The organism is Paenibacillus sp. FSL H7-0714 (assembly GCF_038003765.1).
Taxonomy (GTDB): Bacteria; Bacillota; Bacilli; order Paenibacillales; family Paenibacillaceae; genus Paenibacillus_AQ.
Genome location: NZ_JBBOPT010000001.1, coordinates 2,074,994 through 2,100,450 on the forward strand (window position 1 = coordinate 2,074,994; position 25,457 = coordinate 2,100,450).

General features: G+C 48.0%; 16 protein-coding genes and 3 tRNA genes. 14 read left to right on the forward strand and 5 right to left on the reverse strand.

What is annotated here, in order from left to right; translation table 11 throughout:
* Positions 1-28: 28 nt before the first annotated feature.
* From nrdR to NST34_RS09085, 3 genes are all read left to right on the forward strand, one after another.
* Positions 29-505, forward strand: a complete 477-nt coding sequence (gene nrdR, locus NST34_RS09075; RefSeq protein ID WP_042126015.1) for a transcriptional regulator NrdR — start codon at positions 29-31, stop codon at positions 503-505.
* A 159-nt stretch (positions 506-664) separates the two neighbouring features.
* Positions 665-740: transfer RNA gene (locus NST34_RS09080), tRNA-Ala, on the forward strand.
* A 10-nt stretch (positions 741-750) separates the two neighbouring features.
* A tRNA-Lys gene (locus tag NST34_RS09085) sits at positions 751-823 on the forward strand.
* A 516-nt stretch (positions 824-1,339) separates the two neighbouring features.
* Here the strand turns inward: NST34_RS09085 and NST34_RS09090 are convergent.
* Together NST34_RS09090 and NST34_RS09095 are read right to left on the reverse strand one after the other, a co-directional pair.
* Positions 1,340-1,561, reverse strand: a complete 222-nt coding sequence (locus NST34_RS09090; protein WP_231573411.1) for a hypothetical protein — start codon at positions 1,559-1,561, stop codon at positions 1,340-1,342.
* A 183-nt stretch (positions 1,562-1,744) separates the two neighbouring features.
* On the reverse strand, positions 1,745-2,575 hold the full coding sequence (locus tag NST34_RS09095; protein WP_341127590.1) for a hypothetical protein: 831 nt from the start codon (positions 2,573-2,575) through the stop codon (positions 1,745-1,747).
* A gap of 535 nt (positions 2,576-3,110) precedes the next feature.
* Here NST34_RS09095 and NST34_RS09100 point away from each other — a divergent pair.
* From NST34_RS09100 to NST34_RS09110, 3 genes are read left to right on the forward strand one after another with little or no spacing between them, the layout of a single operon-like run.
* Complete coding sequence (locus tag NST34_RS09100; protein ID WP_341127591.1) at positions 3,111-4,370, forward strand: glycoside hydrolase family 20 zincin-like fold domain-containing protein; 1,260 nt, start codon at positions 3,111-3,113, stop codon at positions 4,368-4,370.
* 20 nt (positions 4,371-4,390) lie between these two features.
* The gene (locus tag NST34_RS09105; RefSeq protein ID WP_341127592.1) at positions 4,391-7,414 is read left to right on the forward strand and encodes an S-layer homology domain-containing protein; all 3,024 of its coding nucleotides are present in this window, start codon (positions 4,391-4,393) and stop codon (positions 7,412-7,414) included.
* Between the two features lie 47 nt (positions 7,415-7,461).
* Positions 7,462-11,577, forward strand: coding sequence for a DUF4855 domain-containing protein (locus NST34_RS09110; protein WP_341127593.1), 4,116 nt, complete (start codon positions 7,462-7,464; stop codon positions 11,575-11,577).
* Between the two features lie 32 nt (positions 11,578-11,609).
* On the opposite strand, the gene NST34_RS09115 is transcribed toward NST34_RS09110, so the two are convergent.
* Positions 11,610-11,924 (reverse strand): hypothetical protein, encoded by a 315-nt coding sequence (locus NST34_RS09115; RefSeq protein ID WP_341127594.1) that lies wholly within the window; start codon positions 11,922-11,924, stop codon positions 11,610-11,612.
* 159 nt (positions 11,925-12,083) lie between these two features.
* On the opposite strand from NST34_RS09115, the gene NST34_RS09120 reads away from it, so the two are divergent.
* From NST34_RS09120 to NST34_RS09150, 7 genes are all read left to right on the forward strand, one after another.
* Positions 12,084-12,156 (forward strand) — tRNA-Lys (locus tag NST34_RS09120).
* Positions 12,157-12,565: 409 nt separating this feature from the next.
* The gene (locus tag NST34_RS09125) at positions 12,566-14,347 is read left to right on the forward strand and encodes a sensor histidine kinase (protein WP_341127595.1); all 1,782 of its coding nucleotides are present in this window, start codon (positions 12,566-12,568) and stop codon (positions 14,345-14,347) included.
* A 36-nt stretch (positions 14,348-14,383) separates the two neighbouring features.
* The gene (locus tag NST34_RS09130; protein ID WP_341127596.1) at positions 14,384-15,928 is read left to right on the forward strand and encodes a response regulator transcription factor; all 1,545 of its coding nucleotides are present in this window, start codon (positions 14,384-14,386) and stop codon (positions 15,926-15,928) included.
* Positions 15,929-16,033: 105 nt separating this feature from the next.
* Positions 16,034-17,365, forward strand: coding sequence for an extracellular solute-binding protein (locus tag NST34_RS09135; protein ID WP_076283303.1), 1,332 nt, complete (start codon positions 16,034-16,036; stop codon positions 17,363-17,365).
* Positions 17,366-17,397: 32 nt separating this feature from the next.
* Positions 17,398-18,270, forward strand: a complete 873-nt coding sequence (locus tag NST34_RS09140; protein ID WP_042186574.1) for a carbohydrate ABC transporter permease — start codon at positions 17,398-17,400, stop codon at positions 18,268-18,270.
* A gap of 56 nt (positions 18,271-18,326) precedes the next feature.
* On the forward strand, positions 18,327-19,187 hold the full coding sequence (locus tag NST34_RS09145; protein WP_256716411.1) for a carbohydrate ABC transporter permease: 861 nt from the start codon (positions 18,327-18,329) through the stop codon (positions 19,185-19,187).
* A 62-nt stretch (positions 19,188-19,249) separates the two neighbouring features.
* Positions 19,250-21,160, forward strand: coding sequence for a beta-N-acetylhexosaminidase (locus NST34_RS09150; protein ID WP_341061730.1), 1,911 nt, complete (start codon positions 19,250-19,252; stop codon positions 21,158-21,160).
* Positions 21,161-21,410: 250 nt separating this feature from the next.
* Here NST34_RS09150 and NST34_RS09155 read toward each other — a convergent pair whose 3' ends face one another.
* Both NST34_RS09155 and NST34_RS09160 read right to left on the reverse strand, forming a co-directional pair.
* Entirely contained in the window at positions 21,411-22,613 is a 1,203-nt protein-coding gene (locus tag NST34_RS09155) for an MFS transporter (protein ID WP_339270022.1), read from the reverse strand.
* 24 nt (positions 22,614-22,637) lie between these two features.
* Positions 22,638-23,219, reverse strand: a complete 582-nt coding sequence (locus NST34_RS09160; RefSeq protein ID WP_094871492.1) for a TetR/AcrR family transcriptional regulator — start codon at positions 23,217-23,219, stop codon at positions 22,638-22,640.
* 352 nt (positions 23,220-23,571) lie between these two features.
* On the opposite strand from NST34_RS09160, the gene NST34_RS09165 reads away from it, so the two are divergent.
* Positions 23,572-25,371: a cache domain-containing sensor histidine kinase gene (locus NST34_RS09165; RefSeq protein ID WP_341061646.1), complete on the forward strand. Its 1,800-nt coding sequence runs from the start codon at positions 23,572-23,574 to the stop codon at positions 25,369-25,371.
* Positions 25,372-25,457 lie beyond the last annotated feature (86 nt).

The window sequence follows — 25,457 nt, forward strand, 5'->3', positions numbered from 1 at the left end:
CATTATGTAATAGGAAGTGATGAAGCTTATGAAATGCCCTTACTGCGATCACACAAATACTAAAGTGCTCGACTCGCGACCAGCGAATGAGAATAAGTCCATCCGCCGCAGGCGTGAATGTGAGCGTTGCAGCAAACGGTTTACAACCTTTGAAATGATCGAGGAAACACCGTTAATCGTGATCAAAAAAGACGGCAGCCGCGAGGAGTTCAGCCGTGATAAAATACTGCGTGGTCTTATCCGTGCTTGCGAGAAACGCCCCGTCTCTGTAGAACGTCTTGAGAAGATCGTCTCTGAGGTGGAGAAATCCCTACGTGGGATCGCTGTAGCTGAAGTAGAGAGCCAACAGATCGGTGAATTGGTTATGGAGCAGCTCTATCCAGTAGATGAGGTCGCTTACGTTCGCTTTGCATCCGTATACCGGCAGTTCAAGGATATTAACATGTTTATGAAGGAACTGAAGGGTCTGTTATCTAAGAGTACTGGGGATCTGGACAGATTGTAGGGTTGTGGCTAGTCTAATGACTAAAAAAAGTGTTGACAGCGAAGGCGATTTTTTATATTATATAGGAGTCGCCTACGGCGCTTGGATTTGTCAGAATGACTTAAATACACCGAACTGAATTTTAGAATGTGTGATTACATACATCTGAAAATTACGTTTGGGGCCATAGCTCAGCTGGGAGAGCGCATCGCTGGCAGCGATGAGGTCAGGGGTTCGATCCCCCTTGGCTCCACCAAACTTCATATGGACTCTTAGCTCAGTTGGTAGAGCAGTAGACTCTTAATCTATTTGTCCAGGGTTCGAGCCCCTGAGAGTCCATCCTAAAGAAACGGCAGAAATGCCGTTTCTTTTGTTGTTCAGGAAGCGGAGTGACTTTTTATTTGGTTTTGATCGTGGTATAGTTTGGGTAGATAAATCGTACAATGCAAAGAGAGCCGTGCGGAAACACGGCTCCCAGTGCAATAGCCGCTTTTAAGGGCGGCGGCTTTCAGGTATTACGGGTAGAAATAGACCGCATCCTTTGGACTAGGGCGGTCTATTTCTTTTTGAGGTAATTCAGAAGCTCAATGCTAAAAAGGTAGAACAAGTTGAAATGCAGGCTCTCTAGACCTATATTCCTGTTTGGCGCGAGGTATTTAAGAAAGCTTCTACTGCTAAAAAGAAAATGATGCTTAGTACGATCATTGAGTGTGTTAGGGTTTTCCGAGATTCAGTAGAACTGACGTTAAAATTGAACATTAGCTCGTTTTTAGCGACTTCAAGTGTAAGTAGTCTAAAAGGTAATGATTATGATTTGAAGGCTGGCAAGCAAGTGCATGGCATTCATTATGGAAATCAGTTTTCAGGCATTTTCCAGCCTAATTCATCATCCCACACGGCATCGATATCATCCAGGTGAACATGCCATTCACCACCGTCTACTTTTCTACGTATCTCGGTCAAACATTTCAACCAATGAAATAAATCGTTCAGCAAATCTTCAATCTGATCCGTCATGGACAGCTTGGTAGCGCCAGCGAAGATCTCCGTTGATCTGGACGAATCGAATTTGTACACTGTGAAAGACTCCGCCCGGTCTTTCCCTTCAAAATCCTGATCATAACGTTGGACAATGGCTGTGATTGCTTGTTGTTCGCTTTCTGTTAGGACGTATTCCCTCGTGCATGTGTAATAAATAGAAACACTGATAAGTCATTCCCCCCAAACATAGAAATGGATGCGATATCCAGTTCATGTTTATTACCCTCCAAAAGTCGAAAGCAAACTAGGCCAAACCTGCATTCTGGCGCCGCATGAAGGACAATTCATTTCCCCGGCCAAATACGGCAATTGGTTCAAAAAAGAGGAATCGCCCAGCTGATCGGCTCGCTCCGCCAGTATTTGATGTTCCGCTTCAACGAATGCCTCAACCGGAGTAACCTCATGTGCTGCCTGAAGGGGTTCGAATACCGGATCTTCCGCGAATGCTTGTATACGACCGCCTTCTCCGCTCGGCCACAAGTAAGCCTCTTGATTACATGCTGCGCAAACGGCCGCATATTCGTCGCCAGCCGTAAAATTCAGAAACATGTTTGCCACGCTCTGGGATTCCCGATAAGCCGCGTCGGCAATGAGAACATATCTTTTTTCGGTATCGCTGCTTATTTCTTGTTTGGCGTAGGCCAACATCTCTGGAACCAGCGAAGCAAGCTCCGCTATCGCTTTTAAGTAAGATTGGTACATCTCCGCGCAAACCTCGTTTCCCGCTTCAGCAGCGAGTTCGTTCCAATCCGAGGGATACGGCTCAGATCTAGTTTTGTCATGACACGACTCGATAATCCCGCAAGTGATGTAGATTTCATGGCGCACTTCCATATTTTTTGATGCGAGAGCAAGTTTGGCCAGATAAGGTACTGCCGCGTAAGTGACGGTATAGATCGTATTTTGGTGATATAAGTGCTCCTGGAATAGCTCGTCGAAAACTTCTTTATCGAAATCAAGCATCAGACGCTCCAACAGTTCAGGTACCATTTCGCCCGACTCGTAAGGACCGGTTAGCTTGCCCCACAGTTCGCTGTTTAATTGTAACAAGAGGAATCACTCCCATTCCTATTCAAGTGGATACATTTTCTATATTATCCTATAAGATCGGCGGGTCCTGAATAGGGCAACGGATATACTCCCCCTCGAGAATAGGGCTTAAAGCCTAGGACGATTCCCCTTAATTCCACATCAAATGCCAAGATTTGTTCATGGGTCTAGTCGTTTTAGACTCCCGTGACGGGTAGACGGAGAATGTGCAGGGCGTAGCGTATCCCCCTAGGCTCTATTTCCATAACATGAAGAAAAGCCAATTCTACTGAAATGGCTTTTTTTCTTTTTCACTACTCTTCGAAAGGATCACGATTTTGTACTATTAATTAGCATGAGATATGACAGAAATGTTGGCATGCTTGATTCACCTTAGAAGGCCGAATGTCCACATTTGTATATGTATTGTAAAGACAAGTATATCGATGAAACGAATGCCCCTACTTATAATAAAATTGCTGCAGCAGTTGAGCATGGAGGGTCATGCGGTAAGCTGGAGTAAAATTCGAGCTAATAAACAACGGGGGGGATCTTAGTGCGTTTACGGTATAGGAATATTTTTTTAGTGTTTTTTGTTACCGCTTTCATTTTAGTTGCCGTTTCATCGGAGAAGTCCGACGCCGCAACAGGTAATCTGGCTTTAGGAAAGACGGCTTATTCGTCGTCGAACGAAGTAGACTTTTTCGGGCCTGAGAAAGCGGTCGACGGTGGCAATCGGGATGCAAGCCGCTGGTCTTCGGAAAGAACGGATGACCAGTGGTTCTACGTTGATCTGGGCGAGCCTGTAGAAATTGGAAGAGTAATCATCAACTGGCAGACTCCGGCGGAACAATATCAAGTTCTCGTGTCTGACGATGCGGTAACCTGGAGGAACGTATTCGCGGACAACCGCGTGCTCGTCGCCCGCGGATCAGTCGAGGATACGATCGATTTTGAGCCGACACTGGCGCAATACGTTAAGTTCCAAGGAGTAACGCGACGTCCAATTGAGGGTATCTATTACGGATACTCCTTCTGGGAATTCGAGGTATACAAGGGCAAACCGCTGTTGCCGCCTATGATGGATGCGGTCAAAAACAGCATCGTCGTCTCCGAGGGAGACACTCAGCTGAACCTGCCCGCTGTACCGGATGGTTATACGCTGACACTGGTGAACACGGACAGCTTGCCGGTGATCGACGAGCAGGGCAATATTCATGCGCCGCTTGTGGATACTCAGGTTCAGCTGCTGCTGCAAATCGAGAGCGACAGCGATCCGACATATCTGTTAGCGGATAATGCGCTAGTCACCGTACCCGGTCTCTACGAGCAGACGAGCGATCGGAACCCGGAGCCGCGAGTCATTCCTTCTTTGCGTGAGTGGCTGGGCACAACCGGCGAGTTCCGCTTGACGGATAAATCCAATATCGTCATTCGCGCGGAGGATGAAGCGGCTCTGAAGGGGACAGCCAATATTTTGCGGAAGGACTTGCTTGATTTAACGAAGCTTCCGCTGACGGTTACGGTTGGTTCACCTCAAGAGGGGGACATCTATTTGGTGCTGGATGCCGCGCAAACGGGATTGGGGACAGAGGGCTATGAGCTGAATATCGGCGAATATACTTCCGTCGCTGGCTCCGATCAGACGGGCGTCATGTTCGGCACAAAAACGATCCTTCAACTGCTCGGCCACGATGCCGATCATAAGACGATGCCCAAGGGGCAATCGCGCGATTATCCGAAATACGCGGATCGAGGCTTCATGCTCGATGTGGGCCGCAAGTTTTATACGATCGAATTTTGCGGGATTATGTGAAGTTGATGTCCTACTATAAGATGAACCGGTTCCAGATTCATCTGAACGATGATGTCGGCGATGTCGGTTACTTCCGTCTGGAGAGCGAGAAATTCCCGGGAGTGACGAGCAAGGACGGCTTCTATACGAAGCAGCAATTCAGAGACCTGCAGCTGCTTGGGATGGAATACGGCGTAAACGTCGTGCCGGAAATCGATACACCGGGCCATTCCGGCGCGTTCATCGCTTACGACCCTAGGTTGGGCAGCAACAATCAGCTGGATATCAATCGTCCGGAGACGCTCGACTTCATTAAAGAACTCTTTGACGAGTATCTCGACGGCAGCAATCCGACCTTCGTCGGCCCGGACGTGCACGTCGGCACGGATGAATATTTCGGCGACGACAAGGAGGCGTTCCGCAGGTACGCGGATATGCTCCTTAACCACATTAACAGCAAAGGCAAGCGCGCTCGTCTGTGGGGCAGTCTGTCCGCATATGACGGCACGACGCCAGTCAGCAACAAAGCGACGATGGACATCTGGTATGAGCCGTACGGAAGTGTCCTGCAGGCCATTGAGCTTGGCTACGACGTTGTCAATACCAACACGAACTTGCTCTATATCGTTCCGCAACTGTACCGCAGCTATTTGAATTACGATTTTATTTACAATGAGTGGGAGCCTAACGATTGGCTGGAGACGAAGCTTCCTTATGGGCACCCGCAGGTAAAAGGCGGCATGTTCGCGCTCTGGAACGACGTGTCCGTAGAGAAGGGCGTCTCCATGGCGGACTCGCATCAGCGTATCTTGCCTTCCATGCAAGTGTTGGCGGAGAAGCTGTGGAGAGGCAACCGCGTCGACCGGAACTTTGCAAGCTTCCAGGCGGATGCCGCAAAGTACGTGGACCCGCCGGGTGTTCATCAGTCGCACAAGCTTCAAGTCGACAATGAGCGCAATATCGTTCTCGATTATACTTTCGACGAGGGCTTCGCGGATCGTTCGGGCAACGGCTTTGACGGCAACGCGGTGAATGCAGGCACGGAGAAGGGAATCTTCGGGCAAGCAGTAAGGCTCAAAGGCGGAGCCAGCTACGTGGAAACGCCGCTTCGCACGCTCGGTTTCGGATGGACGATGTCCATGTGGATCAAACCGGACGCTGACAACCCGCAAGGAGCTGTGCTGCTGGAATCTCCGGATGGACAGCTGAAATATAACATCGGGGGCAGCGGCAAACTGGCCATCACGAAAGAAAACTACGTCAGCGAATTCAATTATAAGCTGCCGACCGACCGCTGGACCCATGTCATTATGATCGGCGACGACACGGGGACCTCCATCTTCATTAACGGCAGTGAGTATACGGCTACTCTAAAAGACGGCTCCAAGTTGGAAACGTTCGTATTGCCAGTAGCCAAAATAGGCAGTGAAACGAATGCTTTTAAAGGCTTGATTGACGAACTCATCGTAAGGAACACCTACGTGGACCTGCATGGAAATCTGGCTTTGCATAAGCAAGCCGAATCCTCGCTGCCGGAATCCTCGTCCTACACGGCGGACAAAGCGGTGGACGGCAGAGGGGACACCAGATGGTCCAGCAATTGGGTGGACGATACCTGGTTCATGGTGGATCTGGGTGAAGTGAAGAACATTGATGCTGTATCTATTTTGTGGCAAACGGCTTACGGTTTGAAGTACCGCATTCTCGTGTCCGAGGACAAGGAGAACTGGACGAATGTCGTGAAAGACAACAACGGCGTGATTAACGGCAAGCCGGGACGCGTCGTGACTACCTTCCAAAGCACGCCGGCCAGATACGTGAAGTTCGAAGGCGTGTCCAGAGCTACCATGTTCGGCTATTCCTTTGAGGAATTTGAAGTGTACGGCGAGGAATATAAGCTCGGCAATATACGGCCGATTATCGACCTGTTGACAGCTATCGAGGCCTACAAGCTCGTGGAGGACAATTACTCTCCTGAGGGCTGGGCACAGCTTCAACAGGCGATAGTACAAGCGACTGCGGCGATTCAAACCGCCCAGCTGACTCGTCCTGAGGCCGAGCAGGCGTATGCCGGGCTGAGCGTTGCGCGCGATCGTCTAACGATCGAAGACGTAATGGGTCTGATCGAGCTTAATGTGAATGAAAGCATTGCCGCGAATCTCTATCTACCGCAGAAAGGACAGCTCGGCACGCGTATCGTCTGGAGCAGCTCGAAGCCCGACTATCTGAATGCCAACGGACAATTGTTGCAACGTCCGTCAGGCAGCGACATGGAGGTCATGCTGACCGCGACGATCAGCAAGGGAGATGCATCCGCGAAAAAAACGTTCAAGATCAAAATCAAAGCGTTGCCTAGCTCTGGTGGCGGAGGATGGGTTCCGACTCCAATAACTCCAGATCCGGAAGAAGGCCAAAACGGCGGTTCGAATCCGGGAGGCGGAGATCCAGGCAATGGCAATGAGAACGGCAACGGCAATGGCGGGGAGTCTGGCGGATCGACAACGGTTCGACTGAACGATATTGCGAGCCATTGGGCAAAAGCGTCCATCAAACGGGCCGTCGAGCTTGGATTCGTAGCGGGCTATACCGACGAGACGTTCAAGCCGAATAAGACGGTCAGCAGGGACGAATTCGTCGTCATGTTGGTCAAAGCGTTGAAGCTGCAAGGTACGAACAGTTCGCTGGACTTCGCGGACGCAGGCTCAATTCAAGCTTGGGCGAATCCTTATATTGCGCAAGCCTTGGAATCCGGCCTGATCAGCGGCTATGCGGATGGGACCTTTCGTCCGAAGGCTTCGATTAGCCGAGCAGAACTGGCAGCGATGATTGTTCGCAGCTTGGGCCTGAAGACTTCGGAAGGGCATGAGCTCTCTTATGCGGACGCGGATCAAATCCCGGATTGGGTGAAGCCGTATGTGGCAGCAGCCCAGGAGGCGGGAGTAATGAACGGTCGGGGGGACAACCGGTTTGCCCCGGCCGCCTCGGCGACGCGTGCTGAAGCTGTGGTCGTCATTCTGAACATGCTCGATGCGCTTGCAGAATTGCAAGCGCAGGAGCAGAACTAATTATGTATAGAAAGAGAGCGTGAGCTTAAGTGAAAACTAGACGAAGTTTGACTGCTTTGCTGCTTGTCCCGGTCATGCTGTTCTCGTTGATATCCTCCGTGTATGCGGAGGAGCCGGGCGGAGAAAGTGCCAGCTTTTATAATTTGGTTCAAGGGAAAACGTACACATGGTTGGATCAGCCGGAGGACGCTTTCCCGGATGACGGGACGAAGCTGACGGACGGCAATGCCGTAGACTCATCCCGTGACAGCGGCAACTGGGTGGGCCACCGCTACAAGAAATCCCGTTCGGTTGTGTTTGATCTAGGCGAGCAAAAAACGATCAAGGACGTGAGCGCGCGTTTCTTGCAAGATTGGCCGAACAACGAAACGCTTGTACCGCTCACCGTTTCATTCTACGCGTCTGACGATGGGGTGAACTGGGGCGTATTGTCTCATAATGCGACTAAATTGTTATGGGGCGATCAGACCAACACCGAGACGTATAAATGGGACGGCAGCCCAGAGACCGGAGTCGTCAAGCGTGGCGATTATACCGAAGGATTGGTTTACGCTCAGTATGTGAAAGTGGTGTTCTCCGTGCATCCGAGGGCGTGGACTATGATCGACGAGGTGACGATAACCGGCGCGGACGGCTTGATCGACGGAGCCCAGCCAGTGCAGCCCGAACCTTATGGTCTCCAGCAACCTGGGGAGGCTACTGGCGGGATTGAAAATTTGGGCTTGCTGTATAACGGGCATTACCCGGATGGTACAGGAACCTGGACGAAGGAACGGGTTATCCCTAATATCAGCTATGTGAACAAGCAGGGAGAGCCTGTCGATTGGCTGTTCGACGGCGTGCTGTATCTGGGTTTGACGTCGGAAAACGGCAGAGGCTTCGGCGCGGTTGAAGTGGCCGGCAAAGCCAGAAGAGTGGAATGGGAATGGTATTTGAATAAAACGTTTAACACCGGCGGCGATATGAGCGCGCTGAACGAGGCGACGGCCGAGGTAGGCGCGAAGCTTGGCGAGCCTGACCGTAAGACGAAGGTTGTTATGATGATACCCGATCCGGGCGAATATCAGTCCGATTTTGGCAGCATTAACGATGAAAATCTGGACTTCAACCTAAGTGTGGTCGGTAATGACGTATCGCTGAACAACCGGGCCAAAGCGATTCAGTGGTGGACCGATGAAGTGCAAGCAAGATGGGCGGCTGCGGGCTACTCGAATCTGGAGCTCGTCGGCATGTATTGGCTGGAGGAACAAATAAGCACGCATACGACTGGCCCGGAGATGGTCAAGAAAGCGAGCGACATCGTTCATAACGCTGACCTGAAGATGTTCTGGATCCCTCATTCTTTGGCTTATAAGAAATTCATGTGGAAGGACGTCGGCATCGATGCCGTATCTCTGCAGCCGAACTATTTCTTCGAGAAAATGGAGTTCTCGCGCCTGGAAGATACAGCGGATATGGCGAAACGGTACGGCATGTCGCTGGAGCTGGAGTTCGATGACCGGATGATCAATGACGCCGTCTTCCGCGAGCGGTTCATCGATTACTTGAACAGCGGCGTGGATACAGGGCTAATGCAGCAAGGGTATAGAGCGTACTATCAAGGCAACAACGCCATTTTCAGCGCGGCGAAAAGCGAGGATCCTGCTACCCGCGTCCTCTACGATTGGCTGTACCAATTCGTGAAGGGCACTTATCAGAAGCAAGACGCCGCTGCGCCTGATCTTGTAGCGCTCATGAACGGGGAGCCGATCTCGGAGCATACGATTGTGCCTGATACGACACAGGCCGCCTTCACCTGGGCCATTCCGGGAGATGATGACAGCGGTATCGTCAAAGTAACGGCCAAGTATGACGGCAAACCTTATACGCAAGGAACTATAGTAGATCTGACGGGCAAGCCGGGCAAGCATGTGCTGGAGCTGACGGTGGCGGCTGCCAAATCCATGACGGTTAAGTTCGTAATAGAAGCTCGTTTGGGCGCTGAAGGTCTATTGGCTCTTGTTGATAAATACGCGGACAACAAGCAGCTTAGCAATGCCGATACGGTACGCGCTATGCGCAACGCTCTGATTATGATGGAGCGTACGCAAGAGAGCGATCCTGAGGAAGCCATAGGCTATTTGCTGGCATTCAATGCGAAGCTGGAAGGGGCTAAAGGCCTTGAATATGTAACGGAAGGCGCTTATACGGCCCTGAAGGAAGGCGTGTATTACGAGATTGGCAGCATCGCACAAGACAAAGAAGCAGAGGCATCCTCGATGGAAGCCGCAGGTCTAGAGCCTTCTAAGGCGCTGGATGGCGCACCGGGTACGCGCTGGGCGAGCGAAGTGCGCGATACGGCTTGGTTCCAGATCGATCTGGACAGCAAGCAAACCTTCGATACGGTCCGCATCGATTGGGAATATGCGCGCGCGGACCAATACCGTCTGAGCGTCTCGGATGATAAGCAGACGTGGGAGCCCTTGAAAGTCGGCAACAATGGCGTGGTTAAAGCGTCCGACGGCAAGAATACGCTGGTATTCCCGGCAACGACGGCGAGATACATCAAGTTTGAGGGACTGAATCGGGCAACGTTCTACGGTTATTCCTTCTATGAATTCGGCGTGTACAATCTTTCCCAGCGGCAAGAGCTGAAGACATTGGACGGCATACAAGCCGCCGTGGACGCATCCACGAAGAAAGTTACGATCAATGGGTTAGTCATGAACGGCAAGAAAGAACATTTGTATGTCAAAGTGCTTGACCCAAAAGGCAACATTCAATATACCGGCCAGACGGGCACTGAGGATGACGGAAGCTTCCGCATCGCCTTTACGTTAACCGGAGAAGAGCAAGGACTGTATACGGTCGAGCTTGAAACGGATGACATGACGACTCCAGCGCAGGCCGCCTTCGAATATCGCAAGCCGCCTTCCACTGGCGGAGGCAATGGGGGCAGCATTGGAGGCGGTTCGGCGCAAGATCCGTATACGTTGCAAACGTACGGTTCAGTCAAAGCCGTGCTTGTCCCGACATTGAAAGGCAATCAGGCTGTGGCTTCGGTCGGAGCAGCGGATCTGAATTCCGCGATTCTCAAGGCAACAGCCGACAGCAACGGCAACAAGCATATTCGTCTTGAATTGAAGCTGTCGAACGCGGCTGGCAGCTATGCTTTGGAGCTTCCCGCAGCTAATCTGACGAACCAGTCTAATCTGATTCTGCATATCTCCACGCCGTATGCCCAGCTTGCTTTGACTGGCGACATGCTGGCTGGAGTCAAGGAGAATGCCGGAAAGCTGCTCGTTATCGTAAGCGACCATGCAGGCGAGTATCGCGGCAACGAAGCGGCTGGCCGGATCGGCAACAGGCCAATCGTTGAAGTTGCATTGCAACTGGACGGTGAAGCTCTGTCTTGGAACAATGCGAAGGCACCGATTTCCATTGCGATTCCGTATTCGCTTCAAGCGGGCGAGCAAGCTGCTGATCTGCAAGCTTTCGAGCTGACGGGCGACAGCGCGGCGGCAATTGATGGCACGTCTTATGACAAAGACAAGGGCGTACTGCGATTCTCCATCGACCAAGTCGGCGTCTATGCTGTCGGCGGCAAGAAACCAGTTGCGTTCACTGACCTCGGCAAGCATGAATGGGCGCGCGAGGCGATAGAGAAACTGGCCGAAAGAGGCATCGTCAAAGGCACTTCGATCGAAAATGGCACTTTTAGCCCCGCAAATCAAGTAACGCGAGCTGATTTTATCCTTATGCTGGTGAATATGCTTGACCTGCGCGCCGAGATTACCTCGACGTTCACCGATGTGAAACCGAATGATTATTACTACGATGCGGTGTCCATCGTCAAGCAATTGGGAATCGTTTCGGGAGTGAACGAAGTTAACTTTGCTCCTCGTGACTCAATCAGCCGCCAGGACGCTATGGTTATGCTAACCCGAGCGCTTCAAACGACGGGGGCAATCAAGCCGTCCGCATCCGGTTCAACACTTGAGGGCTTCCGTGATGCGAGCCAGATTGCGCCATATGCTGCGGACAGCGTGGCAACTCTGTTCGAGCATGGGCTGGTTACGGGCTCGGGCGGCTATATGAAGCCGAAGAGTACGACCAGCAGAGCGGAAGCGGCGACGTTCTTGTATCGCGTTCTTCAATTAATCGAGGGGCAGCAGCAGGAGTAGACGCGGAAACAATCGATTAAAGCACATTCCGATTAGTGCGGCAACGCGACCGGAATGTGCTTTTTCGACGATACAGAATAAAACTTCCTGAATGGACGGATGAAGCCGGTAAGCCGTCCCGCGCTTCCGCGATGAACTGCGGGCGCGTGATGGCGCCTCCGACCCCCCACGTAAGCCGCCCCGGCGCGCATGGCCGACGCCGCTTCCTCGGGTGTCCTGATGCGCCTTCCGCGACGAACGGTAACGCACAGCGCTTCGCTCATCCACCGGACGAGCTCCAGGTCGGTGCCTTCGGACCGAGGGCCATGCGGCGTATAGCCGGATAACGTCGTCCCGACGAAATCCATAGAATGGATTGCAAGTTGTTTTTTTTTTTTTTTTTTTTGGGAAAATTCTTGATTGCCTCGGGGTGTCTTTGGTAGTGAAACCAACAACGGCGGGAGAGCGCTTCGCTGGCAGCGATGAGGTCAGGGATTCGATCCCCTTGGCTCCACCAAACATCATATGGACTCTTAGCTCAGTTGGTAGAGCAGTAGATTCTTAATCTATTTGTCCAGGGTTCGAGCCCCTGAGAGTCCATCCTAAAGAAACGGCAGAAATGCCGTTTTTTTTTGTTGTGTGGAGAGTGGAGTGGCTTTTTATTAGATTTCTTTCATGGAATAGTTTGGAGAGAAAAAATGTGCAATGCAAGCGAGCCGTGTGGAAACACGACTGCCGGTGCAATAGCCGCTTTTCGAAGGATCAAACAGGAAATAGACTGTATTCCTTTGCGAGAGAGCGGTCTATTTTTTTGTGCTGAGGTAAGATCCGGTGCTCTCTCCCGGTACATCGACGACCTCAAGACCAGGCAATGCTTCATCAAGTCAACAATAGACTCTAGTCGGGACGAGCGACTTAGGTTAATATGAAAGCGCAAACATGTTTTCTGGAAGTCTTGAAAGCTACAATTTAGCTACAGAGCATAAAGGTAATCTGAACGGAGGATACGATGGAAAACTGGTTGGGTAAGTCGTTAAAGCAGAAGCTGAGCTTGTTGATTATTATTTCGGTATTGGTACCGGTGTTGTCTCTGGGACTGTTCTCTTATTATATTGCTGAAAGCTTAACGGAGGAGAAAGCGAAAAGTTCCGGCATGAACACGCTTCGGCAAATTGGGGCTTATTTGGAAAATATGGTGAGCGATGTCGAGAATCTATCTCTATTCCTCATCGGCCACCCTGATGTCCAAAGCTATTTGAAAACACCGGAACACGATTTGCTAAAGCAAACCTCGATCGTTAATTTACTTACAACATTATCGATTTCCAAACCATATATCGCCAATGTCATGATCGAATCGAATGAAGATAATAAGCCGTCGGTTTCCTTCAGATCCGTCCTCGAATCAGAATGGACCGATATTCAGAGCGAATATCCCAGTTATTATGAGAAACATCCTAAATGGTGGTCTCCGGTGCATCACTTCGTTACGTCGGACGGCAAAGAGGATGTCATTACGATGTCACGGCCGATTCGCAGCACATCAAAATATTACGATATCGGCATGCTTAAAATTAGCTTGACACAATCGGTTATCTCTAGCCATTTAAAGCAAGCTGGACTAGAGGGTGAAGGCGTCGCCCTGCTGTTGGACGAACAAAATCGGATATTGGCTGGGCCAGAAGGGTACTCGACTAACAAGAACTTGAACGATTATTTTCCCGGAATAGTTGATTTCAAGAGTAAGTCGGGTTCGTTCGATTACGGAGAAGCGGAGGAGCGGAGTACCGTACTGTACTATCAGATGCCGAATGTTAACTGGAGGCTCGTAGGCATCATTCCGGCAAAAGCTTACAGAGCGCAGAACCAGTATTTTTTAACGTTAACTGCAATTGCAGTCAGCATTTCCATGCTTTTTGTCATCGCTTTTGTACTTGTACTTATTCAAAAGGTAACGAAACCGTTGTCAGCATTAACGAATTTTCTTAGAAATTCCAGCCCGGACGAACCGCTGCCGACGCTGCCCGTCACATCGATCGATGAGGTTGGACAACTGATTATTAGCTATAATCGGATGAGCTCGCGAATTATTAATTTAACCGATGAGGTGAAGCACAACGAAGCGTTGAAGAAGGAAGCGGATATGTCGGCGCTTCAAGCGCAGATCAATCCGCATTTTCTATACAATACGTTATCGTCAGTCCACTGGATGGCCCTAATGAAGGGAGACGAGAAAATTGCGGATATGGTCGGCTCATTGAGTGATTTTCTTCGGTTCAGCTTAAATAAAGGACAGGAATATTGTGCAATCAGCCAAGAAATTTTGCATGTAGATCATTATGTGAAGATCCAGTCCATTCGATATCCGGATAAATTTGATTACGAGGCGAATATTCCGGCGGAGCTGCTCGATATGAGAATGCTGAAGCTGCTGCTCCAGCCGCTAATTGAAAATGCGATGATTCATGGCATTTTGAAAAGAGAGGGTAAAGGAAGTATTATCGTTAAAGCAATGTCAGCGGGAGAGCAAATAACCTTTATCGTTCAGGATGACGGTGTCGGCATGAGCAGGGAAAGATTGGAGCTGCTGAGGGAGAAGGTAAGCGCAAACTTGGGCATTGATCCGCTGAAGAATAATGACTCGGCAGGCAGCAGCTACGGATTGCGCAACGTGCATAATCGGCTGCAGCTTCATTATGGGCATGAAGCCGGTTTGCGGATCGAAAGCGTAGAAGGAAGCGGCACTAAAGTTAGTTTTACCATTATACCGCTCCAATCAGAAATCAAATAGGCTGCAACCTTTGTGGGAAGGAAGGAGAATGTGCACATGAAGCTTTTAATTGTAGATGACGAAGTCATTATTAGGACCGGCCTTAGCACGGTTATTAAATGGGAAGAGAATGGCATCGAGCTGCTCGCGCCGGCTGCTTCCGCAGAGGAAGCGCTGATGCGCATTCCGATAGAGTGTCCTGACATCATTCTAACCGATATTCGGATGACGGGAATGACGGGATTGGAATTGTCTCGCGAGGTTAAGCGGAATTTTCCTTACATTGAAATTGTTATATTGTCTGGATTCGATGATTTCGCATATGCACAGCAAGCGATGCGGGAAGGAATAAGTGATTATTTGCTTAAAAATAGCCGTCCTGGCGATATTATGACTGCGGTTATGCGCGTGAAGCAGCGTATCGTCAATAGACGGGAGGCTGTGCTTCAAGAATCCATTCATCAAACGGCATACCGTTGGAAGCAACTGGATCGGTTTCTTCGCGGGGACAATCTCCTGACGGAGCGTGAAAGTGAGGAACTGTTGATCTATTATCCTGAGCTGAGGCTCGGATCGGATATGGAGAAGCTAGAGCTATGGCTAGTGACATCTGCATATCCACTGACAATGAAGGAGGAGACGGAAAGTGAAATGAATGAGGCGGCTGCGATGATTAGGGATTCACTTGGCTGTGTCATTCTGGATTGGGACTATGGATGGCTGCTTATTTTCCGCAGGGGGCAGCCGGGCGCGAAGCGATTGGTTAAGGCGTCGATGGAGCGGGCGGAGCGCGTTTATAGCCAGCCTTTTTTTGCAGCATGCGGTGTATGGGCCAGCAATTTGGCAGAACTTAGGGAGTCACTTCGCACCGCCGAACATACCGCCTCGTACCGCTGGTTGGCAGAGGAAGCAAGAATGCTGGCCTATGAGGAAATTAAAGACCGGAAAGGAATGCGGACCGTTTGTACGGAAGAAGTGGAGAGTAAGCTAACCGCCGTTCTGAGAAGCGGGAGCCGAGAAGTCGTACAACAGTGGATTAAAGGTGAACTGGAGAGCATTAGACAGGATACGGAAGCGACGCCTTGTTCCGTTCAAGCGTATTTGCATTCCTTGATTGTTGGGGGGTACCGCTGGCTAGAGCGTGCAGCAGCATCCGTTGGTCAATCGATGCCAAAGCTTCCACAGCTTGAACAGCTGGACATAAAGCTGCTTACTGCGAATCCAGAAGAAACTTTGCAGCAGATGTTGCTTGCAATCCATGCGCAGTATGAACGATTAAATGGCAGCCGGAATGAAGCCATTGACCGAACTGTAGCCTATATCCGCGAGCATCTTGCAGACAGCTTGTCTTTGGCGCAGGTAGCGGCATGCGTACATATGAATCCGAACTATTTTAGCAAGCTGTTTAAACAGGAAACAGGTAAGAACTATATTGAGTATGTAACTGAGGCGAGAATGGAATGGGCTAGCCGTTTGTTGAAGGAAACGCCAGCGAAGGTAAGTGAGATCGCTAAGCGGGTAGGTTACGAGGATATGAAGCATTTTAACCAGCTGTTTAAGCGTTACAGTGGCGAAACCCCTTCGCAATATCGTTCAAAATGAATAGACGAAGGTGAAAATATCCCCCGTATGGGCTTAACTTTCCCCCCTACGACTTCTCGTCTGTCTTATCTATACTAGGGTTATCACTAAAGGGGGAATATTTGAATGAAGAAGAGACTTGCGTTTGTAACGACAATTATCTTGATGATTGCCCTTTTGGCAACCGCTTGCAACAATAGCGGAAAAAAAGAGCAGAGCAATGGAGACAACAAAAGCTCTGAAGAAAAAACGAAAATTTCAATATGGCATAACTTCGCGGGTGACGACCTTCGTGCCAAAGCGGTTAGAGACCTGATCGACAAGTATAAAGAGGAGCATCCAGACGTTGAGGTAGACGCGCAAGCGATCCCGGTTGACGGTTATCGTCAACGCCTAAGCACGGTGGCTGCGGCAAATGAAATGCCAGACGTATTTTTCGTATATGCGGGCAGCCAATCCCAAGAGTTCTATGATGCCGGTAAGCTTCAACCGATTACAGAGTTGATGGATAAATACCCAGAATGGAAGAACAGTTTCTTGGCAGGTGCATTCGACCGCTATGAGTTTGAAAAAGGACAAATTTTCACAGCGCCGCTCGGTATGTCAGCAACTTCGTTCATGTATTATAACAAAGATCTTTTCGAGAAGCATAGTGTAAAAGTGCCGACGACTTGGGAAGAGATGATGACTGCAATTAAAACGTTCAACGACAACGGCATTACGCCGATTGCCCTCGGCAATAAAGCGCCATGGGTTGCACAATCGACGATTATCGGTTCGTTGGCTGACCGCGTGACGGGCACGGAATGGTTCTTGAAAGCTGCAGCTCAAGATGGAGCGTCTTTTACAGATCCTGTGTTCATTGACGCTTTGGGCAAGTACAAAGAGCTCGTTGACAATAAAGCGTTTCAAGATGGCGCAAACAGCATCGACAACACGCAAGCAGAGCAATACTTCATTCAAGGCAAGGCAGCTATGATGATTAACGGCGCATGGTCGCTTACGAATCTTGCAGCATCTGCAACTCCTGAGCAGTTGGCACCTATCGAAGTCACAACAATGCCTGGCATAGAAGGTGGAGCAGGCAAACCGAATACGATTTCCGGTGGCGCAGGCGCAGGCTTCGCGCTTAACAAAAATACAAAAGGCGCACAGAAGCAGGCAGCGCTTGATCTGATCTACGCAGTAAGCGGACCGGATGGCCAAAAGGCGATCGCAGAAAGCAACTCAATGGTTATGTACAAAGTAGAACTGGATAAGTCGAAAGTAAGCCCGCTTTACTTCAAAGCTTATGAATTGGCTGTGAATTCTGAAATTACGCCGGTATATGACGCCTATTTATCTGCTGAAGCAGGCGAAGTGATCAACAACGGTCTTCAAGAGCTTATGATGGGCGGTAAGCCGGAGGATGTAGCTAAAAAACTGCAGGATGCGCAAGCGCGTTCGACTAAAAAGTAATCAGACAAAAGTACGTAAAGGAGGCTGTCGCCATGCCTGCATCATTGCGCAGCAGAAGCTTCGTCATCATGGCGCTGCTTCCTGCACTACTCATCTTTATCATCTTTGCGATCGTTCCGATTTTTTGGTCAGCTTACTACGGTTTCTTTGAGTGGAAGGGACTCGGTGCTGCTAAGCTTATCGGGTTGGATAATTATCGAATGATACTAGAGGATCCAGTATTCTGGAGAGCACTGAAAAACAACCTGATCCTTGTTGTCTCGGCAGTAATAGGTCAAGTATCGGTCGCATTGCTGCTGTCATTGTTCTTGCTCAAGAACACGATGTTCAATCGGTTGATGCGCTCCGCTGTATTTCTCCCGATGGTGCTGTCTACAGTCGTCGTCGGTCTCATCTGGGGCTATATTTATCACCCGCAAATCGGTTTGCTGAATCAATTATTGGAGACGCTGGGACTGGAATCTTGGCGCCGGCCTTGGCTAGACGACCCTAAAATCAATATGTTTGCCGTATCGATCCCGATTAACTGGGCGAATATCGGCCCGTATCTTATCATTTTCATCGCTGCACTCCAAAATATCTCTTCAGAAATTGAAGATGCTGCGAAGATCGACGGGGCAGTAGCCTGGAGAAAGCTATTTTTCGTGACGCTCCCGATAATTTGGGGAACAGTTGTTGTAACCATCGTACTGTGCATATCTGGAAGTTTGAAGGCATTCGACCATGTTATCGTCATGACGCGCGGCGGTCCTGCACAATCGACAGAATTGCTCGCCACATATATGTACAATAACACCTTTACGGTATACCGTTACGGCTACGGCTCTGCGGTATCCACAATGATTATTCTGATTAGCGCCGTGCTCATTGGCCTAAATCATATCATCACGAAGAGACGCGGCTAATGGGCGGTCGGCTAATGTTAGCCCGGCCGATGAAGGAGTGAATCGCTATGCAAGCAATGATAGACGCTCGGTCGGAGAAGATGAGAGGCTCGCTGTGGCGTAAGCCGATTTCCGGAATTGCGAAAATCATCCTGTTATTTTATGCCATAATTACATTGTATCCGCTATACTGGTTAGGAATAAGTGCATTCAAGTCAAATCAGGAATTTTTCAATCGTCCCTATTCCTGGCCGCAGCAATGGCAGTTCGACAATATAACCCGGGCATGGGATCTCGGAAATATGGGCCGGGCGGTGCTCAACTCCACAATTGTTACCCTCTCAGCACTGCTGCTGACCATTGTGCTCGGTATGCTTGCAGCTTATGTACTTGCTCGGTTCCCATTCAAGTTGAGTGGCGTTATAAAAGGATTGTTCTTGCTAGGCATGCTCATTCCAATTCATAGCACACTCGTTCCATTGTTTATTTTCATGAACAAGCTCGGGATGCTGAATACGTACTGGTCACTCATCCTACCGTATACGGCATTTGAATTACCAATTGCGATCTTCCTCGGAATGTCCTACATCGTATCCATTCCGAGAGAAGTAGAGGAAGCGGCGATGATCGACGGCAACGGCTGGTGGGGAATTTTCGGACGCATCATTTTCCCGTTGTCCCTGCCGATCGTCGCTACGATTACAATTCTTGCATTTTTGAGGTTTTGGAATGATTTCTCCTTCGCGCTCGTCTTTATTAATTCTCAAGCGTTGAAGACGCTGCCCCTCAGCTTGTCGCTCTTCTCCGATGGATTCGGAACGGACTACAGCTTAACGATGGGCGCGATGTTTATTGCTGCAATACCAACCATTCTCATCTTTTTGATCTTCCAAGAGCAAATTATGAAAGGCATGGTAGCAGGCTCGGTCAAAGGTTAACACCCTTGATCGAGTTTTTGGTGTAATTTTATATATATTTCATTTTTGTGGAGGGATTGATAGTGAAGTTACATTTTATAGGAGAATTGAGCGAGCTTCAATCAGGACTTCGGTTGCTGCTTGCCGAACTTAAGTCAGAATGGTCGGAGGATGGAATTCCCGTTTTAATAGAACCGTCTTCAGGAGAACTGGAAGTTGGTTATGATGGTAAAAGCGCTTATATTCGTTACGGCGCTAAACATCAATTTTTTCGAGGCTTGGGACTGTTGATTCAGAAGATTAGGGGCGGAGAGAGCTTTCAAATTACAGAGCAACAACAATTCGATGTGATCGGTCCGATGTTTGATTTATCGCGCAATGGAGTGCTAACCGTTGAAAGCTTCAAGTTTATGCTGCGTAAAATGGCGCTGATGGGCTTGAATAGCGTCATGCTCTATTTGGAAGACACTTACGAGATAGAAGACGAGCCATATTTCGGCTACATGCGCGGCCGCTACACGGCGGCGGAGTTGAAGGAAATCGACGATTACGCCGATCAATTCGGCATTGAAGCGTTCCCGAGCATTCAAACACTGGCTCATTTGGAGGAGTTTTTGAAATGGGAGCCGGTAAAGGAATATAAAGATACAAAAGGCGCGTTGCTAGTTGGAGCGGAGAAGACCGATCGTCTGGTCGAAAATATGATTGTCAGCATTAGCGCGCCGTTCCGCAGCCGGAAAATCCACATCGGCATGGATGAAGCGGAAGAGCTTGGACGCGGTAAATTTTTGGATCGCAATGGACATATGAACCGTTTTGATATTATGACAGGCCATCTGGAGCGGGTGCTCGCAGTAACTCGACGCTTAGGGTTGAAACCGATGATGTGGAGCGATATGTTCCTGAAGCTGGCTTCAGCTAACGGTGAAGATTATTATGGCCATGAGACGCAAATATCAGAGGACATGTCGAGCCGCATTCCTAAGGACATAGATATGGTTTACTGGGACTATAACCACGTCGAGGAGAAGGACTACGAAACATTGATCGCCAAACACCGGCCGCTCGGTAATAATCTTATTTTTGCGGGTGCTGTGTGGGTATTCAATACGTTCGGCGTCAATTACGGGCTATCCTTGCCGGCGACCGATGCAGCGCTGACGGTATGCAAGAAGGAAGGCATCCGGGAAGTTTATGCGACGATGTGGGGTGACGACGGAATGGAGAGCAATCCGTACATTGCTTTGCTCGGCTTGCAGTTTTATGCGGAGCATGCTTATTCTTCGTCGACGCCGACTGACAAGGCGCTGGCCGAGCGCGTTCGGTTCTGCACCGGCATCGAGGCGGACGCTTACATGGGGCTGAAGTATTTGGACGAGACACCGGGAGCTGCACCAAATAATCAGAAGCAGAGCAATCCGTCTAAGTTTCTGTTGTATCAGGATGTACTGCTGGGGCTGTTCGACAAACAGATTGATGGGCTAGATATGGCGGCTCATTATGCATGGGCGGAAGGCGAAATTGCAAGCCGCAGAAAAGCTGAGGCAGAGCTAGATTACTTGTTTGAGGTGCCACAAAAGCTATGTGCGGTGTTGAAGCAGAAGAGCGAAATCGGTCTTGAGCTGAAGCGGGCTTATGACAGTGGAGACAAGGCAGTACTTAGGCGGATTGCAGAGGATGTTTTGCCCGAAATTTCGCTGGGTGTGCAAAATCTTCGCGCCGCACACCGGAAGCAATGGCTATCGATGTTCAAACCGTTCGGCTGGGAGGTGCTCGATATTCGTTACGGCGGTGTTGTAAGCCGGCTGGATACAGCGAGCATGAGGCTGTTAGAATATGCGGACGGAAAGCTCGAACGGATCGAGGAGCTGGAGCAGGAACGATTGCTGTATAGCACGACGAACCGTTTCACCGACAAAGGTGCAGGCTGGTGCAGCTATTATTACCGTATGGCGTCGCCTAACGTCTTTTTCCATGTGATCAATCCATTCTAGGTTGAAGAATTATTCTCAAGCAAATTGAAATCAAAGGTACTGGTCATGAAGTGATGGTTAGGGGCTCCGTTTTTTGTATATTTAATGTACAAGCAGGGGGAACGAGGATAAAATACGTGGTGAAGACTGTAAATGATTAGATATAAAGAAAGCTGTCGAGACATTCTCGACAGCCTGAGCAGCTCGTGTCCCCATAGAGGGCGAGCTGTTTTTATTTTGTAAATCTTACTATTCGCAGTTGTTCTTTACCTTAGTTTACCAAGCCATTAGTAGCTTGTTTTTCTTTCCATACCATCGTAATTACAAGACCAATAAACATAATGACAGCCGCAAAGAGATATGGATAGTTGATGTTTACATCAAATAATACTCCGCCTAATGCAGGTCCGATGATATTACCAAGGCTAGTATAGGTTGAGTTCATGCCAGCGACAAAGCCTTGCTCTTTTTCAGCCGTTTTTGATAAATAGGTCGTTAGTGCTGGACGGAGTAGGTCAAATGCGAGAAAGATGAAGCAGGTTACTAGCAGAACAGTTAAATAGTTATTGATCATGGTGGAGGCTACAGCTAAGGCTACGCCAGCAATTAAGCAGAGTTGAATGAGCTTTTTTTCACCGAGCTTATCTACCATTTTACCGAATAAAAAGACCTGCACAACCACCCCGAAGATTGAGCTTATTGTAATGATGGTTGCAATATCCCGTGGAGTGAAGCCAAATTTATGATCAGAAAACAGGCTAAACACAGTTTCATATGCCGATAAGCCAAAGGCGAGGACAAACACTATAATAAACGCAATAATATATGCTGGATGAAACGAGCGTTTCAGATCACTGATAAAGTTGGTGTCTTTTTTAAGTTTACTGATTTCCAAAAGCTGCTCTTTGGATAGTGGCTCTTTCAGAATAAATATCGACGAAATACAAGTGATTAAGGCGAAGCCAGCAGCAAAATAGAATGGAGCACGTATACCTAGTTCAGTAATAAATCCTCCGATTCCTGGGCCAATAATAAAACCAATACTAATGGCGGCAGAAACATAACCCATTGCCTTAGGTCTTTCCTCTACTGAGGTGATGTCCGCAACATAGGCTGTGACGGCAGGCATAATGAATGCACCAGCAATCCCTCCAAGAATTCTGGCGATATAAAGAACGGATACATGTGTGCCTAAACCAAAGATTAATTCCGATGCACTGAAGAGCACTAAGCCGATAACGATCATTTTTTTTCTGCCGTAAGTGTCAATCCAACGCCCTGCCAGAGGAGACATGAGTAATTGCGCGAATGCAAATGCTGCTACAAGATACCCCATCGTTTTACCTGACAAATGCATAATGTTCATAAAGGAAGGCATAACAGGGACGATCAGCCCAACGCCTAGAAAAACAATGAATATGTTACTTAGTAGAATGAGTAAGACTGTTTTTTGTTCTTTCAATGGTTTCTTCATGAAGTAATACCTCTCTTTGTAAAATCACAGCTGTGAAATACCTCTCCAAAATACGGTCCATGAGGCATTTAGTTTTTCATTTAAACGGATTTCATTATTGCCATACACAAGCTCTAGCATGATCGAATCAACTACACCTAAAAAGGCAAGCGTTGGAATGGAGGCTGCATCTTCCATGATGACTTTGGCATCGATCCAAGCTTGGAATTTACTTTCAAGTACGGGTTGAATCTTTTTCTCTGTGTCGATTACTTCTTCATCAATCGCTTTAGCAAGATGGGGCGGTGGAAAAAAAGAGATACGCAGCCAAAACTTTAACTGCTCGTTCTTTTGAAACATATCAATGACCAATTGCAGATATCCTAATAAATCTGTTTTAGGATTTTGAGTCCCTACCTTACTCAAATATTGTAGTTTGGATGAGATTTCTGTCTCTTTGGCATCTTGTAGAACTTGCAGAAAAAGATCATCTTTCCCTTTGAAATGAGCATAAAGAGATTGTTTTTTCATCCCGACTTGCTCAGCAATTTGAGACAAAGAAGCCCCCTCATATCCATGAGTTGTGAAACATTTCAAAGCAATGTCTTTAATTTCTTTACTTTTCAAAAAAAATCACCTCGATATTAACGAACGTTCGTCAGTTATACTATCAAATTAAATTATTTTATGCAAATGAATATTGTTTGAAAAGACGATTGACCAACTAAAGGAGCTGATCCTAAAGTAGAACTTTCTACAATAGTGTCGGCTCTTTTTCATTTTGAATCAGCTCGTAAGCGATGTCGAAAGATGAAAATAAACTCGGATTTATTTGTGAAGTAAATTTGAATGTGTAATATTCTGAGTACTTTTGTCGCCATGCAGGAAGTAGCACAAATTTAAGGGAATATGTTGTTCAATATTCATGGTGAGGTAGAAGTGAGCGTTTATAAGTTATCTTTTAAAGGGGAGGGAACTTATGAGAAAAAATTGGCGGATGTCTAGCACATTGAGGCTTTTTTTTATACTTGTAGTCATTCTGCCGATCATCTTATTCTCCATCATTATTCTAAATATTTATAAGCGAGATATTCTTCAGCAAAATACATCACGATCTCAGCAAACGGCTCAAGCGATCTCCTATTCCGTTAGTCAGGAAATAAGGAGGTTGACGGGACTATTTGCTTCCATCGGTATGGACAGGGATGTGATGGCAAAGCTTTATGAAATTAATCGTAAGAGTGGAGTCGAGAAACAGCAGGCTTACTATGAGCTAAAGGTCTTAATAGAGAAGTACACGGCATCCATCTCAGGACGAGTACTGTCGGTGAACTTCCTATTTAAAGACCATCAATCCTATTCGTACTTAAAGAATTTGAATTTGGATGATTCTTATTTTCGCCAAAAAACGTGGTATGGGCAGGTGCTGAATAATCCCGATAGCGTTCATTTTCTGGGGATGATGCCCAATATTTTATATGGTAACTACAATCCTTACAATATGGTTGCTGCCCTATCTCCAAGTGTAATCAATCCTTTATCCCAGCTAGAAATGATTCTTTTTACGTTTGAGAGTAGTGCCTTTGATCATATTTTGCAGTCACGTGATAATACGGAATCCAGCCTTTTTATCGTCACAGAGGAAGGTCAAATTATCTCATCCAATACCCTTGCCTCTAGAGGGGGGGGATTCCAAATGCACTGGTTCGCAAATCGTGGGCCGCAGGAAAAAGGGTACGTTGTGGATGTTAATGGTGAAGATAGAAATTTGATAACCTACGCCAAGATTGATCAGACCGGATGGTGGCTTGTACAGTCTATTCCATATGCTGATCTAACAGCCAATTACCTTAGTGTGAATTATATCGTCTGGGTGTTTGCATTGATGATCATCTTAGCATTTATTCTTGTTTCATTTTACTTTGTATCTAATGTTACTAAGCCGTTAAATGAGCTTCTCCGGCAAATGGATCTGGTTACTGAAGGTGATTTAAACGCTAAATTTATGAGAACCGGCAGCCTGGAGCTAATTAAGCTTGGGCATTCTTTTAATCATATGACGGAACGTATTCAGGATCTGCTCTACCATCATGAAAGGCAAGAGGTGGAGAAGCGAAAGGCGGAGTTTGCAGCACTTCAGTCGCAGATCAATCCACACTTTTTAATAAATACACTCAATTCAATCAAGTTTATGGCTTTAATCAGTAAAGCAGATAACATACGGAATATGACGCATGCGCTAACTCGTCTGTTGGCTTCTTCTTTTAATCGAGGTGGAATTCTGACTACGATTGATGAGGAAATAGATCATTTAAAGAATTATTTGTATATCATGGAGATTCGTTTTGGTAGACCGATTCAAACGAGATGGGAAGTAGATGAGGATTTAGCAGGTTATTATATATTGAAATTGCTAATACAACCTATTTTAGAAAACAGTATTATTCATGGACTAAAGAATGTTGACTATCCTGGTATCATCGAAATCATAGTGAGCAAACAAGCGGAAGATCTTCTTATAACTATAGCTGATAATGGTGTAGGCATGTTGGATATGGATGCTCAGGAATATGACAGCGATGGTATACGCCATCAGCATTCTTTCAGTGGTATGGGAAACAGTAACGTTAATAAGCGAATTCAGCTACATTACGGGAGGCGTTACGGTTTAAAGTACGAGAAGAATAAACCTCAGGGAACGATAGTATCGATAAGACTACCGTTGATCGACACGCCGGAGGATGAGATGCAGGATCAGTTGTTAGGGGAGGGAGGATGAAGCAAAATGCTGCGGAGGATCATAAAAGATCATAGTCCAGAGGGAAAACATCATTCATGTGTAACTTCAGAGGAGGTATGATGGTA